This is a genomic window from Gallibacterium melopsittaci, assembly GCF_042433085.1.
Classification (GTDB): domain Bacteria; phylum Pseudomonadota; class Gammaproteobacteria; order Enterobacterales; family Pasteurellaceae; genus Gallibacterium; species Gallibacterium melopsittaci.
In genome coordinates, this window is record NZ_JBHLWA010000016.1 from 1 (window position 1) to 24,655 (window position 24,655).

Genomic DNA, 24,655 nt, shown 5'->3' on the forward strand with positions numbered 1-24,655 from the left:
CTAATACTTGACCACGTTCGATTTCTTCACGTTTAGTACCACGTAATAACGCACCGATGTTTTCTCCAGCACGACCTTCGTCTAATAATTTACGGAACATTTCTACACCAGTTACTGTTGTTTTCGCAGTTGGTTTAATACCTACGATTTCAACTTCTTCACCTGTCTTGATAATTCCGCGTTCTACACGTCCTGTTACCACAGTTCCACGACCTGAAATTGAGAATACATCTTCAATTGGTAATAAGAATGGTTGGTCGATTGCACGTTGTGGTTCTGGAATGTAGGTATCTAAGTGGTTTGCTAATTCTAGAATCTTTTCTTCCCATTCTGCATCGCCTTCTAATGCTTTTAATGCTGAACCACGTACGATTGGAGTATCGTCACCTGGGAAGTCATATTGAGATAGAAGTTCACGTACTTCCATTTCGACTAATTCTAATAATTCTTCATCATCTACCATATCGCATTTGTTTAAGAATACGATGATGTATGGTACACCTACTTGGCGTCCTAATAAGATGTGTTCACGTGTTTGTGGCATTGGACCATCTGTTGCTGCTACTACTAAGATTGCACCGTCCATTTGTGCCGCACCAGTAATCATGTTTTTTACATAGTCAGCGTGTCCCGGACAGTCTACGTGTGCATAGTGACGTGTCGCTGTATCGTATTCAACGTGTGAGGTGTTGATGGTGATACCACGTGCTTTTTCTTCTGGTGCATTGTCGATTTGGTCAAATGCACGTGCCGCGCCACCAAAGTGTTTCGCTAATACTGTGGTGATCGCTGCTGTTAATGTTGTTTTACCATGGTCAACGTGACCGATTGTACCCACGTTAACGTGCGGTTTTGTACGTTCAAATTTTTCTTTAGACACGATAATTTCCTTTTTTAAATTAAAATCTGCAACTCACCTATATGAGTTGCAGTTGTTACAATTATTTTGCTTTGCGAGCTTCAATTACTGCAGTTGCTACGCTAGCTGGTGCTTCAGCATATTTCAATGGTTCCATTGAGTATGAAGCACGACCTTGAGTTTGTGAACGAAGATCTGTTGCATAACCAAACATTTCTGATAATGGAACTTCTGCATTGATCTTAGTAACAAATTCGTTGCTTTCTTGGCCATTTACAAGGGCACGACGACGGCTTAAGTCACCGATTACATCACCCACATAATCAGCAGGAGTTTCAACTTCTACCTTCATAATTGGCTCAAGTAATACTGGGTTCGCTTTAGCAAACGCAGCTTTAAATGCGATTGATGCTGCTAATTTGAACGCCAATTCTGATGAGTCCACATCATGGTAAGAACCGAAATGTAAACGTACACCGATATCTACTACTGGATAACCCGCTAAAGGACCAGCTTTAAGTTGTTCTTGAATACCTTTATCAACAGCTGGGATATATTCACCAGGGATAACACCACCCTTGATTTCGTTGACAAATTCGTATCCTGGACCTTCTGGATCTAATGGGTAAAGGTCGATCACTACGTGACCATATTGACCACGACCACCAGATTGTTTTGCGTGTTTACCTTCAACATCATTAACACGAGTACGGATAGTTTCACGGTAAGCAACTTGTGGTTTACCGATGTTAGCTTCCACTTTGAATTCACGACGCATACGGTCAACGATAATATCTAAGTGTAACTCACCCATACCAGAGATAATGGTTTGACCAGATTCTTCATCAGTATGAACACGGAATGAAGGGTCTTCTTGTGCAAGACGACCTAATGCTAAGCCCATTTTTTCTTGGTCAGCTTTAGTTTTTGGTTCAACTGCTACAGAAATTACTGGCTCTGGGAATTCCATACGTTCAAGAATGATCGGATTATCAGGATCACATAAAGTATCCCCTGTTGTTACTTCTTTCAAACCGATCGCTGCTGCAATATCCCCTGCACGAACTTCTTTAATTTCATCACGTTTATTAGCGTGCATTTGAACGATACGACCAAAACGTTCACGTTTTTGTTTTACTGAGTTCATTACAGTATCACCAGAATTTACTACGCCAGAGTAAACACGGAAGAACGTTAAGTTACCTACGAATGGGTCAGTTGCAATTTTGAACGCTAATGCTGAGAATGGTTCTTCATCACTTGCATGACGTTCACCTTCAGTTTCATCAAGGTTGATACCTTTAATTGCAGGAACATCTGTTGGTGCTGGTAAGTAATCAATTACCGCATCAAGCATTGCTTGAACACCTTTGTTCTTAAATGCAGAACCACAAGTGATAAGAATGATTTCATTTGCCAATACACGTTGACGTAATGCAGCTTTAACTTCTTCTTCAGTTAACTCTTCACCGCCAAGGTATTTTTCCATTAATTCTTCTGATGCTTCTGCTGCAGATTCAATAAGATTTTGATGCCATTCATCAGCTAAATCTTTTAATTCAGCTGGAATATCTTCATAAGTGAATGTCATACCTTGATCTTCTTCATTCCAGTTGATCGCTTTCATTTTAAGAAGATCGATAACACCTTTGAAGTTATCTTCTGCACCGATTGGTAATTGAATTGGTACAGCAGTTCCACCTAAACGGGTTTTAATTTGTTCAACCACACGTAAGAAGTTTGCACCTGTACGGTCCATTTTGTTCACGAATGCAATACGTGGAACACCATATTTATTAGCTTGACGCCATACAGTTTCAGATTGAGGTTGAACTCCACCCACCGCACAGTAAACCATTACCGCACCATCAAGCACACGCATTGAACGTTCTACTTCGATAGTAAAGTCCACGTGTCCCGGAGTATCGATAATGTTGATACGATGTTGAGCAAATTGTTTTGACATACCTTGCCAGAAGCAAGTTGTTGCTGCAGAGGTAATTGTAATACCACGCTCTTGTTCTTGTTCCATCCAGTCCATGGTAGCTGCACCATCATGAACTTCACCGATTTTATGGCTTACACCGGTATAGAAAAGAATACGTTCTGTGGTAGTTGTTTTACCTGCGTCGATGTGAGCACTAATACCGATATTACGGTAGCGCTCAATTGGGGTAGTACGTGCCACGATTATTTCCTCTCGCTAGGCTTAAAAAGATGAACCAGCAAGCCTTAAAATAAGACTTGCTGCATAAAATAAATTACCAACGGTAATGAGCAAACGCTTTATTAGCCTCTGCCATACGATGAACGTCTTCACGTTTCTTAACTGCAGCGCCTTTGTTTTCTGCCGCATCTGACAACTCATTTGCAAGACGTAATGCCATAGATTTGTCACCACGTTTACGAGCTGCTTCAACAATCCAACGCATACCTAATGCGTTACGACGGACTGGACGAACTTCTACAGGTACTTGGTAAGTAGAACCACCAACACGGCGAGATTTAACCTCTACAGTTGGGCGAACATTTTCTAATGCTGCTTCAAAGGCTTCCAAATGATCTTTACCAGTTCTTTGTGCCAATGTATCTAAAGCAGTATAAACAATTTTTTCAGCGATAGATTTTTTACCATCTACCATTAAAACATTAATAAATTTTGCAAGTAATTCTGATCCGAACTTTGGATCTGGAAGGATCTTGCGTTGACCAATCACACGACGACGTGGCATGGCTTTTTCTCCGTATATTAAATCTTCAGGTTATCCAAAACTCTATTTCTGGAGTCTTGTATGCTATCTATGTTTTCTAAATTAAACGTTTGGCCTTACTTAACGGAGAACCATTAAGCTTTAGGACGCTTCACGCCGTATTTAGAACGACCTTGTTTACGATCTTTTACGCCTGCGCAGTCTAATGCGCCACGTACGGTGTGGTAACGCACACCTGGTAAGTCTTTAACACGACCGCCACGAATTAATACAACGGAGTGTTCTTGTAAGTTATGACCTTCACCACCGATATAAGAGGTTACTTCATAACCGTTAGTTAAACGAATACGGCATACTTTACGTAGTGCTGAATTCGGTTTTTTAGGTGTAGTAGTGTACACACGAGTACACACGCCACGTTTCTGCGGGCAAGCCTCTAATGCAGGAACGTTGCTTTTTACAACCTTCTTCACACGCGGTTTGCGTACTAGCTGGTTGATAGTTGCCATTAAAAAGCTCCAGTTTAAATAAAAAATAATTCACTATTGAATGTTAAATTAACCCCATTCCATAGAAGAATGGACGACGCATTCTATTCTTTAACGATTGGCATGTCAAGGTTTTACCTGTCTTGATTATTAAAGACTAATTTGAGGGAAATACTCTTCGGTTAATTTGACAAGTGCGGTCAAACTAATTAAAGAAAAAAGGGTGTTTTCAGTAGAAAAATAATACTGCAAATTACGTGCTATCACATCATTCTCTAAGACACAATAATGATGATTATCTTGAAAAACAGTTGGATATTTTAGAGGTAACAATACACCATCTTGCCACAATAAGATCATATCCTGCTCTGTTATCTGGGCAAGTAATTCCTCTAATTGTTGTACATCATATTGGCTTCGGGAAAAGGTATAAAGCATATAAAATCCAATCAAAAAGTGAGTACTTTTTCTGCTTGCTGTAGGAATTTAATTAATTCAGATTTTGTGACAACTTCAACAGGAAGCAATAGAGATTGTTGATTTAATTGATAACGGACTAAGTCTTCCTGACTAACAAAACATTGCTCAATTTCATACAGATTTAATAACTTAAACATTGAGGATGTTTCTTTTTGTAAAATCACTTCTGCTTGCTGTTCTGGTAAAAGATTTAACACACCATCATGCAAAAAGAAAACCGCAATATCTTGTTCATCACAATAAGCTGACATTGCTAATAATGTATCAATGCCTTCTCTTACTGTACTACTACCATATGGTCCTTGAGTAAAAACAAACGCTATTTTCATTTCACAGTTCCTAAAACGTGATCACACGATCAGCGGTTAAAACTGCCTGACTAAATTCACCTAAACCAGCCAAGACAAAGCCTTGAGCTAGATTATTCTGTTTTGTAGTAAATGCTGTTTCACTATTTACGACACCTCGTCTTTGTGCTGCGGCAATACAAAGATAAAGTGGAAAATGATACTGCTGTGCTAATTGTTGCCACTGTTTAATTAAGTGAAACTCATCATTAGCAGGATACACAAATCCATTACCGTGGCTGACACCTGCTTGAGAAAAAAAGACTTGATCAATGATATGCCCTGTTTGCAATAACTCCTGTGCAAACTGGTAAGCTAAAAAACTTGCCTGTGAGCCATAAATTGGTTGAGTAACAGACAATACGTAATGCATTATCTTTGATCGTCCTGTTTAATTTGGCGAATATAAAGATATACCGTATGACGGGAAATCCCCAAACGCTCTGCAACTTGATTAATGGCATCTTTAATATCAAAGATACCCTTTTCAAATAATGAAACAACAATCTGTTTATTCTTATTATTGTTAGAAACATTACGATCATTGGTAACATCTTCGATAGTTTGCTCTACTGTTTGTGCGACCAACTCTTCAACAGAAGAAGCAAAGTTCACTTCTGACGAGCTTTCTTCTTGTTCGTGAGTTGGAACAAATCCTTGTACAAACTCCGATACAGGGACATTTAGATTAATATTAATACAAAGTAATCCAATAATACGTTGTTGTGAGTTACGAATAGCGATACTGATAGATTTCATCAAACCATTACTTTTTGCCCGAGTAAAATAGGGTTGAGAAACACTATCTGTTTTCATTTGGTGCAAAGAACGTAATGCTAGATCGGTAATTGGTGAGCCAACTTTACGATTTGTATTATGCCCATTTGCAATACAAATTGCTGAATGTTTTAAATTTTCTAGCGAATGCAACACAATTTCACAATGCCCACCAATCAATGCAGCAATTCCTTCTACTACTGGGACATAAGATTGCAAAATATCATGATCTTCTTTACTAAATGGTTGTTCTTCTTGTAAAAAGATCTCATCATCTAAATTCATAACCACTCCAAATTAAAAAAGAGTAACGGACAATTTGTCCGTCCTCTTTTTTCCTTTTTATTATTATTACTTATTATTTGATTTCACATCTAATAATTCGATATCAAAAATTAAAGTTGAATTTGGCGGAATTTGACCTGTCTGTTGATCGCCATACGCAAGATTTGGTGGTAATACTAATTGAATCTTACCGCCTTTTTTAATCAATCCGATACCCTCAACCCAACCAGGAATAAGTTGATTTAATTGGAATTCAATCGGTTGATTACGTTTATATGAACTATCAAACTCTGTTCCATCAATGAGTGTTCCACGATAATTCACTTTCACAGTATCGGTTGGATTTGGAGAGGCTCCTTCTCCAGCTTTTTCAATACGATACAGAATACCTGATTCAGTCTTTTTTACCCCTTCTTGTTTTGCATATTGATCACGGAACTCTTTACCTTTTTGTTCATTCTCTTTAGCAATTTTCTCTAATTGAACTTGTGTTGCTTTAGTAAGTTGTTCATCTAATGCTTGTAACTGTTTTTGTAATGCTTCATCAGATAAGGTTGTTTTTCCCATTAATGTGTCTTTCACACCTTCCAAAATCTTACTGTTATCATATTTGATCAACGATTTTTGAGAGTCTAATGATTGTTGGATGTTTTTGCCCATAAACACACCAATAGCATAAGAAGAATCTTCAATAAATTTTTTATCTTTTAGTTGGGAATCTTCAGCCAAGCTATGCCCACTCACAGCTAAAAAAATTAATCCAGAAAGAAAAGTAACTTTATTAATGGAACGCATAATTGTTTGTTCTCCATAAAAAAATAATAGATTTATCAGTGCTGTAATTTTGACAAATAGGGTAAAATGATTTTTGAAAATATACAATATTTATTTAAGTTTTAAACGAAATTATTAAGTTTTCAACTCAATAAAAGCTAAGTGCTGCTTCCGCTATTTGACAAGGACTGATAATGACTAACGAACACTCACTTTTATCACAACGTATAGATGAATTAGAAATGAAAGTTGCCTTTCAAGAAAATACACTTGAACAACTTAATCAATCTCTGATTGAACAGCAATTTATGATTGAAAAAATGCAGCTGCAACTTCGTTATCTTGCACAAAAGCTGAAAGATATACAGCCATCAAACATTGCAACAGCAGCAGAAGAAACGCCACCACCACATTACTAATAATAGAAAATTTCACTATCAAAGAAAAACCTCCGCAGACGCAGAGGTTTTTTCACGCTATAATCTATTCTTCGTCTTTTAATGGTACAACTAACATATCAACGTCAATATTGTTCATCACTTGACGAGTTGAAGACATCAATTTACTCCAAAAGTCTTGGTGATGACCAACAACAAGGATATCAACATCATATTTATCTACGGCGTCTGCTAACACTGTACCAAGATCGCCATTACCGCAAAGTGTTTCAGTCACTGGGTAACCTGCTTGTTTTGCCAGTTCAACAAGTGCGTCATGGGTTTCATCGGAAATACGATCTTGCATAGAAGACATATTTACATCGATTAACCCAGTATAGAGATCGGAAAAATTAACATCGACATGAATAATGGATAGTTTAGCGCTATTGTTTTTAGCAACTTGAACTGCCTTTGCTAATAAAACATTACTTTCTTCTGAAAGGTCAACCGCGACAAGAACATGCTTATACATAATGATTCCTCCATTTATAATCAGCTAATCGAATAAGCTTGGTAATTATACTAGCATTAAACATAAGTAAAAAATTTGCGGTCGATCACGCTATTTAAAACAATTCCAAATTAATTCTAAAATGGAGCAAAAAATGGTAACAAAATTAGAAAAATTTGCAGAGGTCATTGCTCAATTACGTGATCCTGAAAAAGGTTGTCCTTGGGATTTAGAACAAAATTATCAAACTATGCCGCCTCATATTTTAGAGGAGGCTTATGAAGTAGTAGAAGCAATTAATCAAAATAATCGTCAAGAATTAAAAGAAGAACTCGGTGATTTATTAATGCAAGTTGTCTTCTTAAGTCAATTAGCTAAGGAAGAACAAGCTTTTACATTGGACGATGTCATCCAAGGAATTACTGATAAAATTATCCGCCGCCATCCTCATGTATTTGGTGAAGTTGAAGCGAATACTAGTGAAGAGGTGTTAAAAAATTGGGAAAACATCAAACAACAAGAGCGTCACGATAAAAAGCAATTTTCTATTTTAGATAATGTACCTGCTGCACTCCCTTCTTTACTACGTGCGGCTAAATTACAGAAACGTTGTGCAAAAGTAGGTTTCGATTGGTCAGAAACCGAATTGACTATGCAAAAAGTAGAAGAAGAACTACAAGAAGTTCGTGAAGAATTACAAAAGCCACAGCAAAATCAGTCTGCAATTGAGGAAGAAGTTGGTGATCTTCTCTTTGCGGTGGTGAATGTTGCTCGACACTTACACGTTAATCCAGAAGAAGCTCTACGCAAAGCTAATCTCAAATTTGAGCGACGTTTCCGCAAAGTAGAACAAACTATTGTCCTCTCTGAACGTACTTTAGAAGAGGTTTCACTAACAGAAATGGATCTACTTTGGGATCAAGTTAAACAACAAGAAAAACAAGGAGCATAACTATTCACTATGTTTAGTCGTATTTATTCATGGTTTGAAAATCGTCTTAATCCTTATCCAAGTGATATCCCTGCCGTACCACAAAACGGCTTAATCAAATTTATCTGGTCTTGTATGGATGGAATGCGAGGTTGGATTTTACTCCTTACTATTATGGTAATAGGTATAGGTGCAATAGAAGCTGTATTGTTCCAGTTCATGGGGATATTAGTTGATTGGTTAGCTAAATATTCACCACAACAATTATGGCAAGAAAAACAGATGCAACTACTCGGAATGGCTGGATTATTACTGTTTAGTATTGTTTGGTCTTTCATTGCTTCTAATATTCATCTACAAACTTTACAAGGCGTATTTCCAATGCGTTTACGTTGGAACTTCCACCGTTTAATGCTAGGACAAAGTTTAAGTTTTTACCAAGATGAATTTGCTGGTCGTGTTTCTGCAAAAGTGATGCAAACCGCATTAGCTGTACGTGATACAGTCCTTGCCATTTCTGATGTAATGACTTATGTCACTGTTTATTTTATTACGTCTGGTGCAGTATTAATGACCTTAGACAGTTGGTTCGTATTACCTTTTATTATCTGGTTAGTGGTCTTTGCAATTATATTAAAAATCTTTATTCCAAAATTAGCCTATACTGCCGAACGACAAGCTGATGCACGTTCATTAATGACAGGACGCGTTACCGATGCGTATGCCAACATTACAACAGTTAAACTCTTCTCTCATGGTTTACGTGAAGCGAGTTATGCTAAACGTTCTATGCAAGAGTTTATGGTAACTGTTCATGCTCAAATGCGGTTAGCAACTTCTCTCGAAACCCTAACCTATTTTACGAATATTTTGCTCACATTAAGTACTGCTTTACTAGGGTTATGGCTATGGAGTACTGGCAAAACTGGCGTAGGAGCAATTGCAACTGCAATTGCAATGGCATTACGGGTCAATAATCTCTCTCGTTGGATCATGTGGGAAGCAGCACGTTTATTTGAAAATATTGGAACTGTTAATGACGGTATGCATACGCTTTCTAAGCCTCATACGATTGTTGATAAAACGAATGCAACAGATCTTACTGTCACCAAAGGCGAAATTAAATTTGATAATGTGCAATTTGCGTATGAGAGTGACAAACCGCTCCTCTCTAATTTCAACTTAACCATTAAACCAGGTGAGAAAGTCGGGTTGATTGGTCGTTCTGGTGCAGGAAAATCAACTATTGTTAATCTCTTACTCCGCTTTTATGAAGCTAATCAAGGTAATATTACGATTGATGGACAAAATGTTTGTGACGTTCGCCAAGAAAGTTTGCGTAGCCAGATTGGATTAGTCACACAAGACACCTCATTATTACACCGTTCGGTTCGAGATAATATTATTTACGGTCGTCCTAATGCCACCGAAGAAGAGATGATTTCTGCTGCAACACGGGCTGAAGCAGCCAATTTCATTCCCGCATTAAGTGATGCTCAAGGTCGTCATGGATATGATGCTCATGTTGGAGAACGAGGTGTGAAACTCTCTGGTGGTCAACGTCAACGTATTGCTATTGCACGTGTGATGCTAAAAGATGCACCAATTTTATTATTGGATGAAGCAACCAGTGCTTTAGATTCTGAGGTTGAAGCTGCAATTCAAGAAAGCCTAGATAAAATGATGGAGAATAAAACCGTTATCGCTATTGCGCATCGTCTCTCTACCATTGCTGCAATGGATCGCTTGATTGTGTTAGATAAAGGACAAATTGTGGAACAGGGTACTCACGCTGAGTTGCTAGAAAAAAATGGACTTTATGCCAAATTATGGAAACATCAAAGTGGTGGTTTTTTAAGTGAGCATTAATTCCATATAATGGTAAACAAAATGTGCGACATTAAGTCGCACATTTTTTATTTCTCTACTTCTTCTTACATTGGGCAATAATATCTAATTTCTCCTGATACACCGACGTATTCGGATTCATATCCATTAATCCAAACAGTGTGCTATACAAATTATCTTGTGAATAAGATTCTTGTGCTGCATTTTTCCGTAAGCAGTCAAAGTCAATATTTTCATTTTCTTTAAATCGATCCGAAAACCACATAATCATTGGAATATGTGTTTGTTGTGCTGGTGCAATCGCATACGGCGTCCCATGTAAATACACCCCATTCTCACCCAATGATTCACCATGATCGGACAAATAGTAAACCGCAGCCTCTAATTCAGGATGTGCAGATACTTTCTCAATCACTTTATCTAAGAATTGATCAATATAGAGAATTCCATTGTTATAGGTATTCACTAACTGTTCATTGGTACATTTTTGAATTTCATTGGTATCACACGTTGGTGTAAAACGACGATATTCAGGTATATAACGCTCATAATAGGTTGGTCCATGGCTACCAATCGTATGCAAAACTAACACGGTATCTTTTTTAAGATTTCGCAGCACATCATCAATATGATCTAATAAAATATTATCCAAACATTCACCATCTTGGCAGTATTTTGGATCCGTTGACGAGGCGATATTTTTACTCGGTACACGTAAACACACGCCTTTGCAATCACTGTTGTTATCAATCCATAAAATCTCCACACCTGCATGTTGTAATACATCTAGGATATTATCTTGATGAGCTGCTTTCACTGCATCATAATTATCTTTCCCCATACCTGAAAACATACAAGGTACAGATACCGCCGTTGATGTTCCACAACTGGTAACATTTTTAAAATTGATAATTTGATCACCACGTGCTGCTAATAATGGTGTCGTTTGTGGTTGATAACCATTCAATCCCCAATTTTGCGCTCGGGTCGTTTCCCCCACAACTAATACTGTCAGGTGAAGATAATCATCAGGCTTTTCTTGTGCTGCATCTAAGCCCAACTCAGTATAGGGCATATTGGCTTGTTGAATACGCTTAACTTCGTTTATTCCAGCACTAATAAAATTCGATGGCACAATCAAAGCGGGGACACTCTTATTATTTCTCACAAAAGAGGCATAATCTTGATAAAATCCCTTCGCAATACCCGCTATCACCACAACAGATAACAAAATCATGGCAATACGATAGGCAATTTCTTTATACCAACGACGATAATCTACTTTCACCAACACATAAAGCAATGAGGGAAAAACACCAAAACCAAGAATCCATAAAATATAAGGCAATGTAACCGTGCGTGATGCTTCAGCAAAATTTGTCTGCAACACATTTTCCAACATATCTGTTGTGAAATAGACATCTAGAAAAACTTCGCTATACCCCACTGCTGCACTGATCATCAGTAGCGCAGGCATTATTATTTTATGCAAAACGGGTAAGGCAAATAATTGAAATACAGCATTTAGTACAAAAAAGACAAAAACTGGCACAGTTACTAAAAAATAATCTTCTGTTGCACCAGTAAAGGGGTGAAGTTTTAAGACTTTGGCATAAAACGCATAATTTAATACTAATGTGAAATAGAGTGAAACCAAACTAATTAACGTTGTCGAACGTAATGAGAATGACGCTATTCGCATAAATGAATTATCTCCATAACCTATACAATAAAAGCGGGGGTTTGACATTATGGAGGTGAAAAAGTTCTTAATGACTATACTGTAATTTCATAAAAAATACCTGCTCGTAATAAGCAGGTATTTTAACTTTCCTAATAGAGAAAATGAGAACTTATAATTCATCAATAATACGATATACCCAATTCTCTAATGGATCATTAATTTTCTTCATTTCAGAATGCATCTCTAGCAACATTGTCTTCTTTATCTCTGAATAGGCATCATCATAAAAAAGATTTACCATTTCTTCTGGATCATTTTTCACATCATATAGTTCACAAACATCACTCGCATTGAAAACCAGTTTATAATCCTTACGTCGCCACATTCGTTGTTCAAAATAAACAAAATGCCCCGCTAATTGTGCTAATAAGCCCTTTCGATCATTATTTTTACCTTGACGAACAATAGGTAAAATACTTTGTCCTTCAAAACAAGGCGGTATTGTTTGCTCTACGACATCAAATACAGTAGAGGTTAAATCATGTAGATACACTAAATTGTCATCTCGTTGATTAATCCTATTTGAAAGTGGATCTTTAACAATCAACGGAATGTTATATGTACTATCAAACATAAATTCACCTTTTTCGATCATTCTATGCGCCCCCATCGCATCACCATGATCAGCAGTAATTACAATAAAGGTGTCCTCATATAATCCCTTTTGTTCTAAAAATTTAAATAATTCTCCTATTGCATCATCAATGAGCGTGATATATCCCCAGAATTTTGTAATTACCTCTCGCCAATGTTCTTCACTCGCTTCCCACATTCCCCACATTTTAGAGATTGTTCTATAATGTCCAGGTTTACCTTCTAATGGCTTAAAGAAGCTCTTATCAAGCACAACATCTTTTGGATCATACATTGAGTAGTAAGGCTCTGGTACGATACAAGGTGTATGTGGTCCCCAAAAGTTTATCCAAGTAAAAAATGGTTTTCCTTCATCTAATGATTCCTGAATAAATCGCTTAGATTCATCAATAATAAAATAAGGGATTGTTTGCTCTTTGGAGCCAGATAAAAGCCCACATAGTTCTTGCACACGTAAATGTGGATTATCCCCAAAATAGGCTTTGCTTACGCTTGGAATGTCTAATTGATTTTCCACTAACCACTCTTTATAGCGATTAGAATGTGTAGGCGGTTGATTGAAAACAAGATCCTTATAAACTTGGCTACCTGGGTAACCATAACCATCAAAATTATGTCCTCGTATTCCGTAATCAGCAGGTACAGATTTTGTACCAACATGCCACTTTCCAGCAACATAGCAGTTATAACCTACTAAATTAGAGATATTCGGTGCTTCTGGGCTAATTTCCCCCGTTCCCCCTTTTTCACCATTTCTAATAATGCCGTGCGAAGAGGGCATTAATCCTGTAAACAGTGATGTTCTTGCTGGTCCGCACACTGATGCAGGTGTAAACGCATTGTCAAAACATACCCCTTCTTTCGCTAATCTATCTATATTGGGTGTTTTCACAATGCTATGCCCATACGGGCCTAGCATATCTTTTCTTACTTGGTCTAATAAAATATAAATCACATTACTCATATTTAAGCCTTCTGTTTATTTTTACCTACAACAACTAATAAAACAGCTTGCAATACTAAATAACCGCCTATGACCCATAGCGGTTTGCCCTCTGCGGAAGCTAATCCAACTGGAGATAAAAGTGTATAAAGCGCAATTAAACCTAAAATTAATGAGGCAACAGTAATATTGACATATTCCCAATTACTTAGGTCAACATTACTTTTATTTTCGGTATTATCTTGATACGGAGTGGCTCGTCTTAAGAAAATGCCTAAAGTTAACATCACAGCAACATCAAAAACAAATAAGGCTGCCATAACATAAACAAAGTTAATTTTTACATTAAACACCCATACAATGAGGAAATATAAAACAACATGTAATAACAAAGCAATTCGAGCAGCTACTCCAGAAACTGTTTTATTAAATAATCCAACTGCAAACAGTGCAACAATCGGAATATTCACAAAACCTGCAAATCGTTTTGTAATTAAGAAAATACCATCAGTACCAAACATTAGTAATGGTCCGATAATAATAGTCACAATCGCCATAATAGCAGAAACTTTTTTCGCATAAGTAATTAACTCTCTATCACTAAATGTCTTTTTCGTGATTGAAGGTAATAAATCTTTACAATAAATAGTTGCTGCTGAATTTAAGAAGGAATTAAAGGTACTTAATATCGCACCAAATAGTGCTGCCACAAAAAAACCTTGTAATACAGTTGGTAATACTCGATTAACTAATTCAGGATAAGATAAATCAATAGGATTTAATCCTTCTCCAATGATGTGGAAACTTAATAATCCTGGCACATTTAAGATTAGTGGTAAAAGTAAGAGAAATAGTGCTGCAATTAAGATTCCTTTTTGCCCTGCTTTTAGATCTTTAGCACCTAAAGCACGTTGTACAATCGCTTGGTTCGTTGTCCAGTAAAAGAAATGAACCAACATAATACCAGTAAATATTGTTGGCCACGGTACAGCATCAGTCGCACTACCAATCGCATTAAACTTTTCTACGTGTGTTGTACCAATAATATGTAACCCTTCTGAAAAACTTCCATTCCCTAAATAAATCAAGCCAAAAATTGGTACAAGAATCGCTCCAATAACTAAAATAATTGCATTAATTGTATCCGACACGGCAACTGCTTTTAATCCACCAAAGATCGCATATGCAGCACCAACAACACCAATTGCCATTATGGTATAAACAATAGATTCTCCATAACTAATCCCAAATGTGGCTTCTAAATTAAAAATCTTATTAAAAGCAATAGCACCAGTATAGAGGGCTGTTGGAATAACAATAAAAAGATAAAAAACTAAAAAAAGACCTGACATAATTAAACGTGTTTGTCGGTCAAATCGATTTTCAAAAAATTCTGGAATAGTAGTGTATCCGTTTCTAATATACTTTGGTAATAAATATAGTGCTAAGAAACACAATGGAATAACAGTTGGTACTGTCCACGCAATAATAGAAAAATTTCCTGCATAAGAGTTTGCATTTACACCAATAATTTGTTCTGTTGATAAGGAAGTTAAAATCATTGAACAACCAATTACAAACCCACTTAAACCTCTACCTGCAAGAAAATACCCTTTTGAAGTGGATAAATCATCATTTTTTGTTTTTAGCCACGAAATCCACGCGACACCACCCGTAACCAGTAAAAAACTAAGAATTGTTAATAGCATATTGCCTCCTGTACTCTTTTTACTTGATATTTATAAATTAAATATCTCTTTGTAGCATAATGGCTTCTAATGCTTTTCTATTATGATAATAATCATAGGAGGTATGTGAGAAAGATCACAAATTCAAAATATAAGTAAATAACTCAAAAACTAATAATTGATAAAGTCATATTTTTTGATATAGACGTTTAATAAAATATCTAAATCTGTGATTCGAATCACAGTTGTTTTATAACAATGATCATACTTATTCCTCTTTATTCCTCCTTATAATCCTAATTACTTTTAATTGCAGAAGGTAACAACAAGTTTAAATTTATTATGATTAATATCATACCCTTTGCTATTTCTTATATTCACATTTCAATCCATAAATAAAGGAGGAAGAAACTATGTTTACATTCTTTAGCTGCATTGCCTTTATGGCCTTTGTGGCTTGGTATTCGTGGTATAAAACAAAAGGAACAATATCAACCTCTAATGGTTATTTTCTTGCAGGTAATAAATTAGGAGCATTATTTATAGCAGGATCATTACTATTAACAAATATATCAACTGAACAATTAGTAGGGCAAAGTGGTGTCGCCTATGCTGGAAATATGACAGCACTAGCGTGGGAAATTTGGGCCATTCGAGGGATTATACTATTGGCAATTTTATTCCTCCCTATGTATCTCGGTGGTGCTTTTTCTACTATGCCCGAATTTTTAAGCTCACATTATGGAGAAGGTACACGAAAACTTATCGTTTATCTTTTTATGTTTGGTTATTTATTTGTCTGGTCTCCAACGGTTTTATATGGCGGTGCACTAGCGTTGATGAAGATACTAAATATCGAATCCTATTTAGGCTTATCTAAAATGGAAGCACTTTGGCTTTGTACGATTGTTATCGGCGTGATCGGTGCAATCTATGCCGTTGCTGGAGGATTAAAAGCTGTTGCAATTTCAGATACGTTAAACGGGATTGGACTTTTAGTTATTGGTTGCCTTGTTCCTATTTTTGGTTTACTTGCATTAGGCGACAAAATACAAGGTAATTTACTGGAAACATTACATTATATTGCGGTAACACATACTGAAAAACTTGATGCTATTGGTACAGGATCGCAATTAGATGCTATTCCAATTGCTGCTGTCTTTACTGGTTTAATGGTACTCGCCACTTTCTACTGGGGAACAAATCAATTCATTATTCAACGTGCATTAGGTGCAGAAAGTTTACGCTCTGGACAAAAAGGTCTATTACTTGCAGGTTTCTTTAAAATGATAGTGCCTTTTATTGCACTTTTTCCAGGATTACTTGCATTCCACTTATACGGAGAAAATTTTGAAAGCAAAGATTTAGCTTATCCTACTTTAGTTTCTAATGTTCTACCTGCACCTTTATTAGGGCTTTTTATTGCAGCATTACTTGGTGCTGTCTTTTCAACTTATAACTCACTGATTAATTCTGCCTCTACATTATTTGCAGTAGATATTTATAAAGCCGTAATTAACTCAAACGCAAGTGATCAAAGGGTCATTTATATTTCAAAAATTTTTGGAATTATTTGTTCAATATTAACTATTATTATTGCCCCTAATTTATTTTATGCTCCACAAGGATTATTTATCTTTTTGCAACAATTTACTGGGTTTATCGCTATTCCAATTGTTAGCCTAGTATTATTAGGATTATTTGGAAAACGCATTCGCATTCCAGAGTTAGCTGCAAAATTTATTATTATCTTTCATGTCATCATCTATTATTTACTTGTCTTTGGCTTAAAGAAATATATTCATATCCATTGGATGCACGTGTATGGATTATTATTTGTTGCAGAAATCATTATTTTAATTTTATGGGGAATCATCAAACCGAATAAAAATCAAATTAAGCTCACTGTAAATAGATCAAAAATAGATATGCAAGCATGGAATTATTCATTATTAACGAGTGGAATTCTCATTTCTATTGCATCGCTAATTTATATTTTATTTTCGAAAGTTGGATTAGCTTATGATCAAGGTGTTGTTTCTCCTGATTTTTGGACTTACTTTATCAGTGCCTTAGCTCTATGCGTATTAGTTTGTATCTGGCTGCATATTAAAGTACAGCCTATTTATAATCGTTATATCCATACTCGATATAATAGCACCACGAATAATAAGGAATAAATTATGCAGAAAAAACCAAATATTCTTTTTATCTTACTTGATGATTATGGTTGGTCTGATACTGGTTGTTATGGTAGCTCATTTTATGAAACGCCTAGATTAGATCAGTTTGCCCAAGAAGGAGCTCGCTTCACTGATGCCTATGCGGCCTGCCCAGTATGTTCTCCGACAAGGGCAAGTATTTTAACAGGAAAATATCCTGCTAGATTAGGAATGACACAGTGGTTAGGTGGATATTCCGAAGGAAAATTGGCTGATGTGCCTTATATTGATCACCTTAGCACTGAAGAATTTTCTCTAGCGAAAGCATTAAAAGAGGGAGGCTATAATACTTGGCATGTCGGAAAATGGCATTTAAGCAAGCATAATGAACAGCGTTTTGAAACTTATCCAGAAAAACATGGATTTGATGTCAATATTGGCGGATGTGATTGGGGACACCCATTTAAAGGTTATTTCTCTCCTTATGGAATTGAAACTCTCGAAGATGGACCAGAGGGCGAATACCTTACAGATCGTTTAACTGATGAAGCGATAAAATTAATTAATAATAGTCGTGATACAGATAAGCCTTGGTTTATGTATCTATCTCATTATGCCGTTCATACGCCAATCCAATGCCATACACATCTCGTAGAGAAATATCGAGCTAAAGCACGTAGTTTAGGGCTTGATCAAATAGACCCTTTTGAAAAAGGGGAACAGTTTCCTTGCCTACATAAACAAGATGAATATGTGCTAAGACGCACAATCCAAAGTGATCCTGTTTATGCGGCGATGGTAGAAAATCTAGACTGGAATATTGGCCGAGTGCTTGATTGTTTGAAAGAAAATGGGATAGAAGAAGATACGATTGTCATCTTTTATAGCGACAATGGAGGGCTTGCCACTGCTGAAGGATCGCCGACAACAAATAAACCGTTATGTGAGGGAAAAGGGTGGATGTATGAGGGGGGTACTCGAGAACCATTAATCATTCGCTGGAAAGGCAAAATTGAGCCAAATATCCTGTTAGAAACACCTGTAACATCAACTGATTTTTATCCTACATTATTAGAAGCCGCTGGATTACCTTTACGCCCAATGCAACATTGCGATGGTGTTAGCATTCTTCCTCTTTTAATGCAGCAACAAAAAACGATTGAAAGAGCATTATTTTGGCATTATCCGCATTACAGTAATCAAGGTTGTACTCCTGGCTGTTCTATTCGTGATGGTGAATGGAAGTTACTTGAGTTTTTTGAGGACGGAAAACTAGAACTTTATAATGTATATAAAGATATTGGAGAACATTATGAGGTAAGTGAGCAATATCCAGATGTCGTGCAAAAGCTGAAGAAGAAATTAGATAAGTGGAAGCAAGATGTTGGTGCTCGTATTCCTGAACCAAATCCACATTATCATAAATAGGCATAATTTATTCCTATCTATTCTGGAATCATAACTTCAGAATAGATATTTATTATGTCAAACCAAAATATTTTGTTACAAAAACAAATGAATGTAGCAATAAAATGATCACTAAAAAGTGGTTTAAAACGATACCGTCCAAAAAAGTGTATCTTTTAGGACGGTATCTACACTTGTCATACAATATCTAAATCTAAAAGATAAATATTTAAATTATCTACATAAAGTGCTTTATATCGCTAGCCGTTCCACCTCGGTGAATAATATTCCGCATCTGTGCCATGATTGGCGCTGTTTGACGAAAAAATAATTGATAAGAAGGACATAAATAATTTTGCTTAAACTGTTCGCCTTTCAATGGAACAATTCGATGTTTTGGGCAACCACCATAGCAAAGATGTCGTACCTCACATTTTTGGCATTTTTTAGTCAAGGTTTCTCGTTTTGCTTGTCCAAAATTAATCTGTTTCTTGCTATTCACAATTTGAGCCAATGACTGATGATTGACATTACCTATTTTATACGCAGGATAGACAAAGTGATCACAAGAATACACATCGCCATTGGCTTCTAATACCATAGATTGCCCACAAGTTTCTCTATGTACGCAGCTACTTGAAGGATAACCTAGCCATTGCCCTAATAAATTATCAAATGTAATCACAAAAATATGACCAATATCTTGTTTTACCCACTCATTAAATATATCTAATAAAAATTGTCCGTACCCTTCTGGTGGTACAGAAAATGGTGTCATTTTATAATTCTTACTTGGATTATAGTCTGAACGTTGTACTGCATAATTCGCCACTTCAACAATAGGAATAAATTGCATAAATGTTGAACCTAACTCTTTTAACGCAAGGTAGGTCTCTTTTCCTTTATTCCAATTTTGATCGTTTACAACCGTTAACGTATTAAAGTCAACCTGATATTTTTTTAATAATTCAATTGCGTGTTTAACACGTTCAAACGTTGGCTGCCCATTAATAGAAATGCGATATTTATTATGAATAGCGACTAATCCATCAATAGAAATACCTAATAAGAAGTTATTTGCTTTAAAAAATTCTGCCCATTGCTGGTTTAATGCAATTCCATTTGTTTGAAAACTATTATTAATCTGTTTTCCATTTGCATATTTTTTTTGAAATTCAATGGCTTTTCTAAAGAAATCAATACCTAAAAGTGTTGGCTCACCGCCTTGCCAAGCAAAATCGACACGACTACCAGAAAATGAATTAATATAGTTTTTAATGTAGTTTTCTAATGTAGATTCTGTCATTAATCGTACATTATGTGTTAACACTTGCTCTTTTTGTAAATAAAAGCAATATTCACATTTAATATTGCAATGGAAGCTACTTGGCTTTGCCATCAAATTAAAATAGGTTTGATTGACTTCAGACATAAAAACACCAATAACGAATAGAGGCTAAAGAAAGAACTAAATAAATTGTAACAATAACATATATATAGCAATAACAAATAATGTCAATCCTAAGAGTTTTTTAGATAATGTTGGTTTAAGTTTTCCTCTAATTTTCATCGAAAAAAAACTCATAAAAAAAGAACTTAATACAACAATCGTTACAATACTAAAATTCACATAGCCAATCTGCCACGAATTTGGAATAACAATATCTGGCGACTTCGATAAATAACTATAAAAATTCCCTATTCCCCCAATAACCATCATATAGTTAGTATAAACAGCAATTTGCTGCATACTCACACTTGGTAGTTGTGCAATTAACGGGGACATAATTGAACCACCACCAATACCTGTTATACCAGCAATCCCGCCACCAAAGAAACAAGCGAAAATACCTTTGACTGTATCATTTTCATTCTGATGATCATTGTTTCTAATTCTTTGTACTTTTATGTCAACAAACGTTTTAATTGCCAATGATGTCAACGTTAGCACAAACACTAGCACAATAATAAAATCTGACACAGCAAAGCTGAGAGAAAAACCGATTTGTACGCCCAAAATCATACCCAATGACCAAAAAATCATTTTTCTAATATCAATCCGAATTTTTTGTTTAATAAAATAGATAAGATTAATGACGGCTGTTCCCATAACAATGGTCAATGAAGTTGCTGCAATCATCTGTAAAGGGATCTCTGGGAACAACGTATGTAATACTGGGACCATCAGTACGCCACCACCAATTCCAAATAACGCAGACATCAGATTCGCCAACAGACCACAAAGAATTAAGGTGATAATAATTGATATTGTCATATGCTATTTCTATCGTAATATTTTTTTATATTATGAATTAACTCTATATCAAGTCTTTATGATCATTGTCATAGTCATTAAAATACTCTCTACTTATACTGCCACTTGATAGCTATTTAATTCATAGAATAAGCACTATGATAAAATATATAAACTGGATACAAGTTTATTTTGATAATCACGACAAATAGAATGAATAACTTATGATAACAAACGCCAACATACTACTCCCCCAGCAATTAAAAAGCTGTCAATACACGCATTTACATACACTGCCAAAAGGAACGCCTTTATATGAACAAGGTGATGCTTCACATGAATTTTATTTTGTCGAGAAAGGGTTAGTCGGTCTATACCATATGTTAGAAAATGGCAAAGAAAGTTTAGTTCGTATTTACAAACAAGGAGATTATTTCGGTTTCAGGACTTTATTGGGTAATGGACAATATCACTGCACCGCCAGAATTTTACAAAAATCAGAAATAATCAGAATTACCCCGCAAAACATCGATCGTTTCTTTGCAGAAAATGCAAGTGCAGTTCAAATGTTGTTTCAAATTCTTGCAAATGAATTAAAAGATGCAGAAAACAGATTAGCGAAAAGTGCTTATCTAAAAAGCTTAGATCGCATTATTGATAGCATCTGTTTTCTCAATGAAAACTTTCCAGAATACAACTGGACAAACCGAGAAATAGCAGAATATACCGGTTGTGAAACAGAAACGGCTATTCGAATTACAAAAGAACTTCGTAGGAAAAACTTAATTTAATCTCATAGCAAGAATAATGCCTGATATAACAGGCATTATTCTGATTAACTTAACTCTCTGCCACAACTCTTGCAAAGAAGATCTCATTTTCAAAATAAATATGTTGTTTTAGATCTGCAATAAACGTTGCGATACCTTCATATAATGCCTGCCACGAACCACAAGCTCCCTCTGGTAAAGCTAAATTACGTGTTACTACTAATAAGGTTTTGAGATCTTCTTCTGCTTCATCATGTTCAGACAACATCACTTGAATTGGCATTCTAGCCATTGCATATTGTCCTGCTTTAATCATTTGGAACAGAATTTGTTCTTCTTTACGCATATGCATTTCAAGATCTTGATAAATCTTTTGTAAGATTGTAGCTGTACCTGCTGGGCAAGCACTACTATCTTTATGTACATTCTCAACTTTTAATGCCAATTCAATTAACGCTGGTAATTGTTGGCGATGACGTGTGTGATAACCTGATTCAACAAAATTAATAATATCTTGATAAGTAGCTGCCTTCCAATGTGCAACTTCTTCGGCTGAAAATGGAATATCTTGTACTGCTGATGCTGTCATAAACTTCTCCTTAGGATAACAAAATATCTGACAAAAATGCTAAGGTATTCATTTATCAAAAACAATTACCCATAATGGTAGATTTAATTAATACTTTGCATCACAATCCTTAACAGCCGTTGTTCCACTACATTTCAACGATACCAAGATTAATTACAATAAGTTATTTTCACTCTTCCTATTTTTTCGAGTAAAATAAAGCCGTTTTTTGTTAAATAAATCATTAACGTTGATAGGTGTTTTGTGAGTATTTTTCAAAATCTTATTATTATTGTTATGCTAATTGCTGCCTCTAGTTTCTTATCTATTTCAGAAATTGCCATAGCTGGTGCCCGTAAAATCAAATTGAAGTTATTAGCAGAAAATGGTGATGAACGTGCCAACAAAGTACTGCTATTACAAGAAAACTCTGCTGATTTCTTCGCCGCATCACAAATTGGCTTAAATGCCGTTGCAATTTTAGGTGGGATCTTGGGAGAGTCTGCCTTTCGTCCTTATTTTGTTGAATTAGTTGAAAAATTTTATCAAGGCGAGTGGGCAGAAACGATCGGCTTTAGCTTATCTTTCAGTTTAGTTACTTCACTTTTTATTCTATTTGCTGATCTCATGCCAAAACGAATGGCTATGATTGCACCAGAAAAAATTGCGATTACATTAATTCGTCCAATTAACATTTTTATTATGTTATGCAAACCTTTAACTTGGATTATTAATGCCGTAGCAAATACTATCTTTCGCTTATTCAAAATGAATATTAATCGTGAAGATAACATTACCTTTGATGATATTTCTGCAGTAATGGATGCTGGCGCTCAGGCTGGTGTATTACAGCAACAGGAACATCATTTTATTGAAAATGTATTTGAACTGGAAGAACGTACTGTTCCTTCAAGTATGACGACTCGTGAAAATGTAGTCTATTTTACCTTGAAAGAATCAGAACAAAGTATTCGACAAAAGATCGCAGATTATCCTTACTCTAAATTTCTCGTATGTAATGAAAATATCGATCAAGTGATAGGTTATGTTGATACTAAAGATATTCTCGTCAAAATTCTCAATAATCAATCTTTAATTCAACTGAATGAATCAACGATCAGGAATGTACTCATTATTCCAGATACCTTAACCTTATCAGAATTATTAGATCGTTTCCGTGCTACTAAAGAAAAGTTCGCCGTCGTGATGAATGAATATGCATTAGTAGTAGGTGTCATTACATTATCCGATATTATGATGACAGTAATGGGTGATTGGGTAGCTCCGATTGAAGAAGAACAACAAATAATTAAACGTGATGAAAATTCTTGGTTAATTGAGGGATCAACACCAATTGAAAATGTAAAACACGCCTTATCCATTAGTGATTTCCCTGAATGGGAAAATTATGAAACTATCGCTGGGTTTATGATGTACCGTTTACGCAAAATTCCTCGTCCAGCCGATGTTGTAGAATTTGAAGGATTTAAATTTGAAGTCGTGGATATAGACCACTATAAGATTGACCAATTATTGGTGACACGTGTTACTCCTCTGGAAAAATTAGAATAATGAAAAATAAACCTCATCATCTGATGAGGTTTATTTTTTTATGTCTTATTCATCATCTTCTGGAATATCAAGTTGTTCTGGCGATAAGATAATTCCTGTTAAATCTGCATAAACAAAATCTTCTGGCAAGAAAGATACACCACCAAAATTTACTGGCACATCAACCTCACCGATAGTTTGATCATCTGCTGAAACTGGAATAGGTGCAAGTGCTTGAATACCAATATCAATGTTTTCTAATTGATCAATTTGGCGTACTGCACCATACACAATAATACCTTCCCAACCATTATCTGCTGCTAGTTGAGCCAATTCCGCATCAATCAACGCTCGGCGAACTGCACCACCGCCATCAATCAATAATACTCGTCCATGTCCATCTTCATCTAAAACTTCGGTAATTAGACCATTACTTTCAAAACATTTGATTGTAGTAATTTTTCCTGAAAATGCCGAAATACCGCCGAAACTAGAAAAAATTGGGTCAACCACATCAACTTGATCCAAGTAAATATCGCAAAGTTCTGATGTGTCAATTCTCATTGTATTTTCCTTTTCTTTC

Annotated in this window: 24 protein-coding genes; 7 read left to right on the plus strand and 17 right to left on the minus strand. The window is 35.8% G+C overall.

Features of this window, described 5'->3' with window-relative positions:
• The 9 genes from tuf to fkpA all read right to left on the minus strand — a co-directional run.
• A partial coding sequence (tuf, locus tag ACFFHT_RS03975; RefSeq protein WP_382373694.1) for an elongation factor Tu occupies window positions 1–880 on the minus strand: 880 nt, incomplete at its 3' end.
• 61 nt (window positions 881–941) lie between these two features.
• Window positions 942–3,047: an elongation factor G gene (gene fusA, locus ACFFHT_RS03980; RefSeq protein WP_382373696.1), complete on the minus strand. Its 2,106-nt coding sequence runs from the start codon at window positions 3,045–3,047 to the stop codon at window positions 942–944.
• Window positions 3,048–3,120: 73 nt separating this feature from the next.
• Complete coding sequence (rpsG, locus tag ACFFHT_RS03985) at window positions 3,121–3,591, minus strand: 30S ribosomal protein S7 (RefSeq protein WP_065234216.1); 471 nt, start codon at window positions 3,589–3,591, stop codon at window positions 3,121–3,123.
• Window positions 3,592–3,704: 113 nt separating this feature from the next.
• Window positions 3,705–4,079 (minus strand): 30S ribosomal protein S12, encoded by a 375-nt coding sequence (gene rpsL, locus ACFFHT_RS03990; protein WP_013745731.1) that lies wholly within the window; start codon window positions 4,077–4,079, stop codon window positions 3,705–3,707.
• A 129-nt stretch (window positions 4,080–4,208) separates the two neighbouring features.
• Window positions 4,209–4,496, minus strand: coding sequence for a DsrH/TusB family sulfur relay protein (locus tag ACFFHT_RS03995; RefSeq protein WP_382373698.1), 288 nt, complete (start codon window positions 4,494–4,496; stop codon window positions 4,209–4,211).
• A gap of 11 nt (window positions 4,497–4,507) precedes the next feature.
• Window positions 4,508–4,867, minus strand: a complete 360-nt coding sequence (tusC, locus tag ACFFHT_RS04000) for a sulfurtransferase complex subunit TusC (RefSeq protein ID WP_382373700.1) — start codon at window positions 4,865–4,867, stop codon at window positions 4,508–4,510.
• Window positions 4,868–4,877: 10 nt separating this feature from the next.
• Entirely contained in the window at window positions 4,878–5,258 is a 381-nt protein-coding gene (gene tusD / locus ACFFHT_RS04005; protein WP_382373702.1) for a sulfurtransferase complex subunit TusD, read from the minus strand.
• Window positions 5,258–5,947, minus strand: coding sequence for a helix-turn-helix transcriptional regulator (locus tag ACFFHT_RS04010; RefSeq protein WP_382373704.1), 690 nt, complete (start codon window positions 5,945–5,947; stop codon window positions 5,258–5,260). Before ACFFHT_RS04010 ends, tusD begins: the two co-directional genes overlap by 1 nt.
• 66 nt (window positions 5,948–6,013) lie before the next feature.
• On the minus strand, window positions 6,014–6,742 hold the full coding sequence (fkpA, locus tag ACFFHT_RS04015) for an FKBP-type peptidyl-prolyl cis-trans isomerase (protein ID WP_382373706.1): 729 nt from the start codon (window positions 6,740–6,742) through the stop codon (window positions 6,014–6,016).
• 173 nt (window positions 6,743–6,915) lie between these two features.
• Between fkpA and ACFFHT_RS04020 the strand changes: the two genes are divergently transcribed.
• Window positions 6,916–7,140, plus strand: coding sequence for a SlyX family protein (locus ACFFHT_RS04020; RefSeq protein WP_382373708.1), 225 nt, complete (start codon window positions 6,916–6,918; stop codon window positions 7,138–7,140).
• 64 nt (window positions 7,141–7,204) lie between these two features.
• Here the strand turns inward: ACFFHT_RS04020 and uspA are convergent, their stop codons facing one another.
• A complete protein-coding gene (gene uspA, locus ACFFHT_RS04025; RefSeq protein WP_065234209.1) occupies window positions 7,205–7,633 on the minus strand; it encodes a universal stress protein UspA in 429 nt (142 codons plus the stop codon).
• Window positions 7,634–7,766: 133 nt separating this feature from the next.
• Here uspA and mazG point away from each other — a divergent pair, with 133 nt between their 5' ends.
• Window positions 7,767–8,564, plus strand: coding sequence for a nucleoside triphosphate pyrophosphohydrolase (mazG, locus tag ACFFHT_RS04030; RefSeq protein WP_382373710.1), 798 nt, complete (start codon window positions 7,767–7,769; stop codon window positions 8,562–8,564).
• A 9-nt stretch (window positions 8,565–8,573) separates the two neighbouring features.
• A complete protein-coding gene (locus ACFFHT_RS04035; RefSeq protein WP_382373712.1) occupies window positions 8,574–10,412 on the plus strand; it encodes an ABC transporter ATP-binding protein in 1,839 nt (612 codons plus the stop codon).
• A gap of 55 nt (window positions 10,413–10,467) precedes the next feature.
• Here ACFFHT_RS04035 and ACFFHT_RS04040 read toward each other — a convergent pair whose 3' ends face one another.
• From ACFFHT_RS04040 to ACFFHT_RS04050, 3 genes are all read right to left on the minus strand, one after another.
• Entirely contained in the window at window positions 10,468–12,093 is a 1,626-nt protein-coding gene (locus ACFFHT_RS04040; protein ID WP_382373714.1) for a phosphoethanolamine transferase, read from the minus strand.
• 151 nt (window positions 12,094–12,244) lie between these two features.
• Window positions 12,245–13,693 (minus strand): sulfatase family protein, encoded by a 1,449-nt coding sequence (locus tag ACFFHT_RS04045; RefSeq protein WP_382373716.1) that lies wholly within the window; start codon window positions 13,691–13,693, stop codon window positions 12,245–12,247.
• 2 nt (window positions 13,694–13,695) lie between these two features.
• Window positions 13,696–15,381, minus strand: coding sequence for a solute:sodium symporter family transporter (locus ACFFHT_RS04050; protein WP_382373718.1), 1,686 nt, complete (start codon window positions 15,379–15,381; stop codon window positions 13,696–13,698).
• Window positions 15,382–15,773: 392 nt separating this feature from the next.
• Here ACFFHT_RS04050 and ACFFHT_RS04055 point away from each other — a divergent pair, with 392 nt between their 5' ends.
• On the plus strand, window positions 15,774–17,540 hold the full coding sequence (locus tag ACFFHT_RS04055) for a solute:sodium symporter family transporter (protein ID WP_382369768.1): 1,767 nt from the start codon (window positions 15,774–15,776) through the stop codon (window positions 17,538–17,540).
• Between the two features lie 3 nt (window positions 17,541–17,543).
• Window positions 17,544–18,950 (plus strand): sulfatase, encoded by a 1,407-nt coding sequence (locus ACFFHT_RS04060; RefSeq protein ID WP_382373720.1) that lies wholly within the window; start codon window positions 17,544–17,546, stop codon window positions 18,948–18,950.
• 217 nt (window positions 18,951–19,167) lie between these two features.
• On the opposite strand, the gene ACFFHT_RS04065 is transcribed toward ACFFHT_RS04060, so the two are convergent.
• Together ACFFHT_RS04065 and ACFFHT_RS04070 are read right to left on the minus strand one after the other, a co-directional pair.
• Window positions 19,168–20,361, minus strand: a complete 1,194-nt coding sequence (locus ACFFHT_RS04065; protein WP_382373722.1) for an anaerobic sulfatase maturase — start codon at window positions 20,359–20,361, stop codon at window positions 19,168–19,170.
• A 36-nt stretch (window positions 20,362–20,397) separates the two neighbouring features.
• Window positions 20,398–21,204, minus strand: coding sequence for a sulfite exporter TauE/SafE family protein (locus ACFFHT_RS04070; protein WP_382373724.1), 807 nt, complete (start codon window positions 21,202–21,204; stop codon window positions 20,398–20,400).
• A 203-nt stretch (window positions 21,205–21,407) separates the two neighbouring features.
• Between ACFFHT_RS04070 and ACFFHT_RS04075 the strand changes: the two genes are divergently transcribed.
• Entirely contained in the window at window positions 21,408–21,974 is a 567-nt protein-coding gene (locus ACFFHT_RS04075; RefSeq protein WP_382373726.1) for a Crp/Fnr family transcriptional regulator, read from the plus strand.
• Window positions 21,975–22,023: 49 nt separating this feature from the next.
• Here ACFFHT_RS04075 and ACFFHT_RS04080 read toward each other — a convergent pair whose 3' ends face one another.
• Entirely contained in the window at window positions 22,024–22,542 is a 519-nt protein-coding gene (locus ACFFHT_RS04080; RefSeq protein WP_382373728.1) for a hemerythrin domain-containing protein, read from the minus strand.
• Between the two features lie 243 nt (window positions 22,543–22,785).
• On the opposite strand from ACFFHT_RS04080, the gene paeA reads away from it, so the two are divergent.
• Window positions 22,786–24,093: a polyamine export protein PaeA gene (gene paeA / locus ACFFHT_RS04085; RefSeq protein WP_382373730.1), complete on the plus strand. Its 1,308-nt coding sequence runs from the start codon at window positions 22,786–22,788 to the stop codon at window positions 24,091–24,093.
• A gap of 45 nt (window positions 24,094–24,138) precedes the next feature.
• On the opposite strand, the gene rraA is transcribed toward paeA, so the two are convergent.
• Window positions 24,139–24,636: a ribonuclease E activity regulator RraA gene (rraA, locus tag ACFFHT_RS04090; RefSeq protein WP_382373732.1), complete on the minus strand. Its 498-nt coding sequence runs from the start codon at window positions 24,634–24,636 to the stop codon at window positions 24,139–24,141.
• Window positions 24,637–24,655 lie beyond the last annotated feature (19 nt).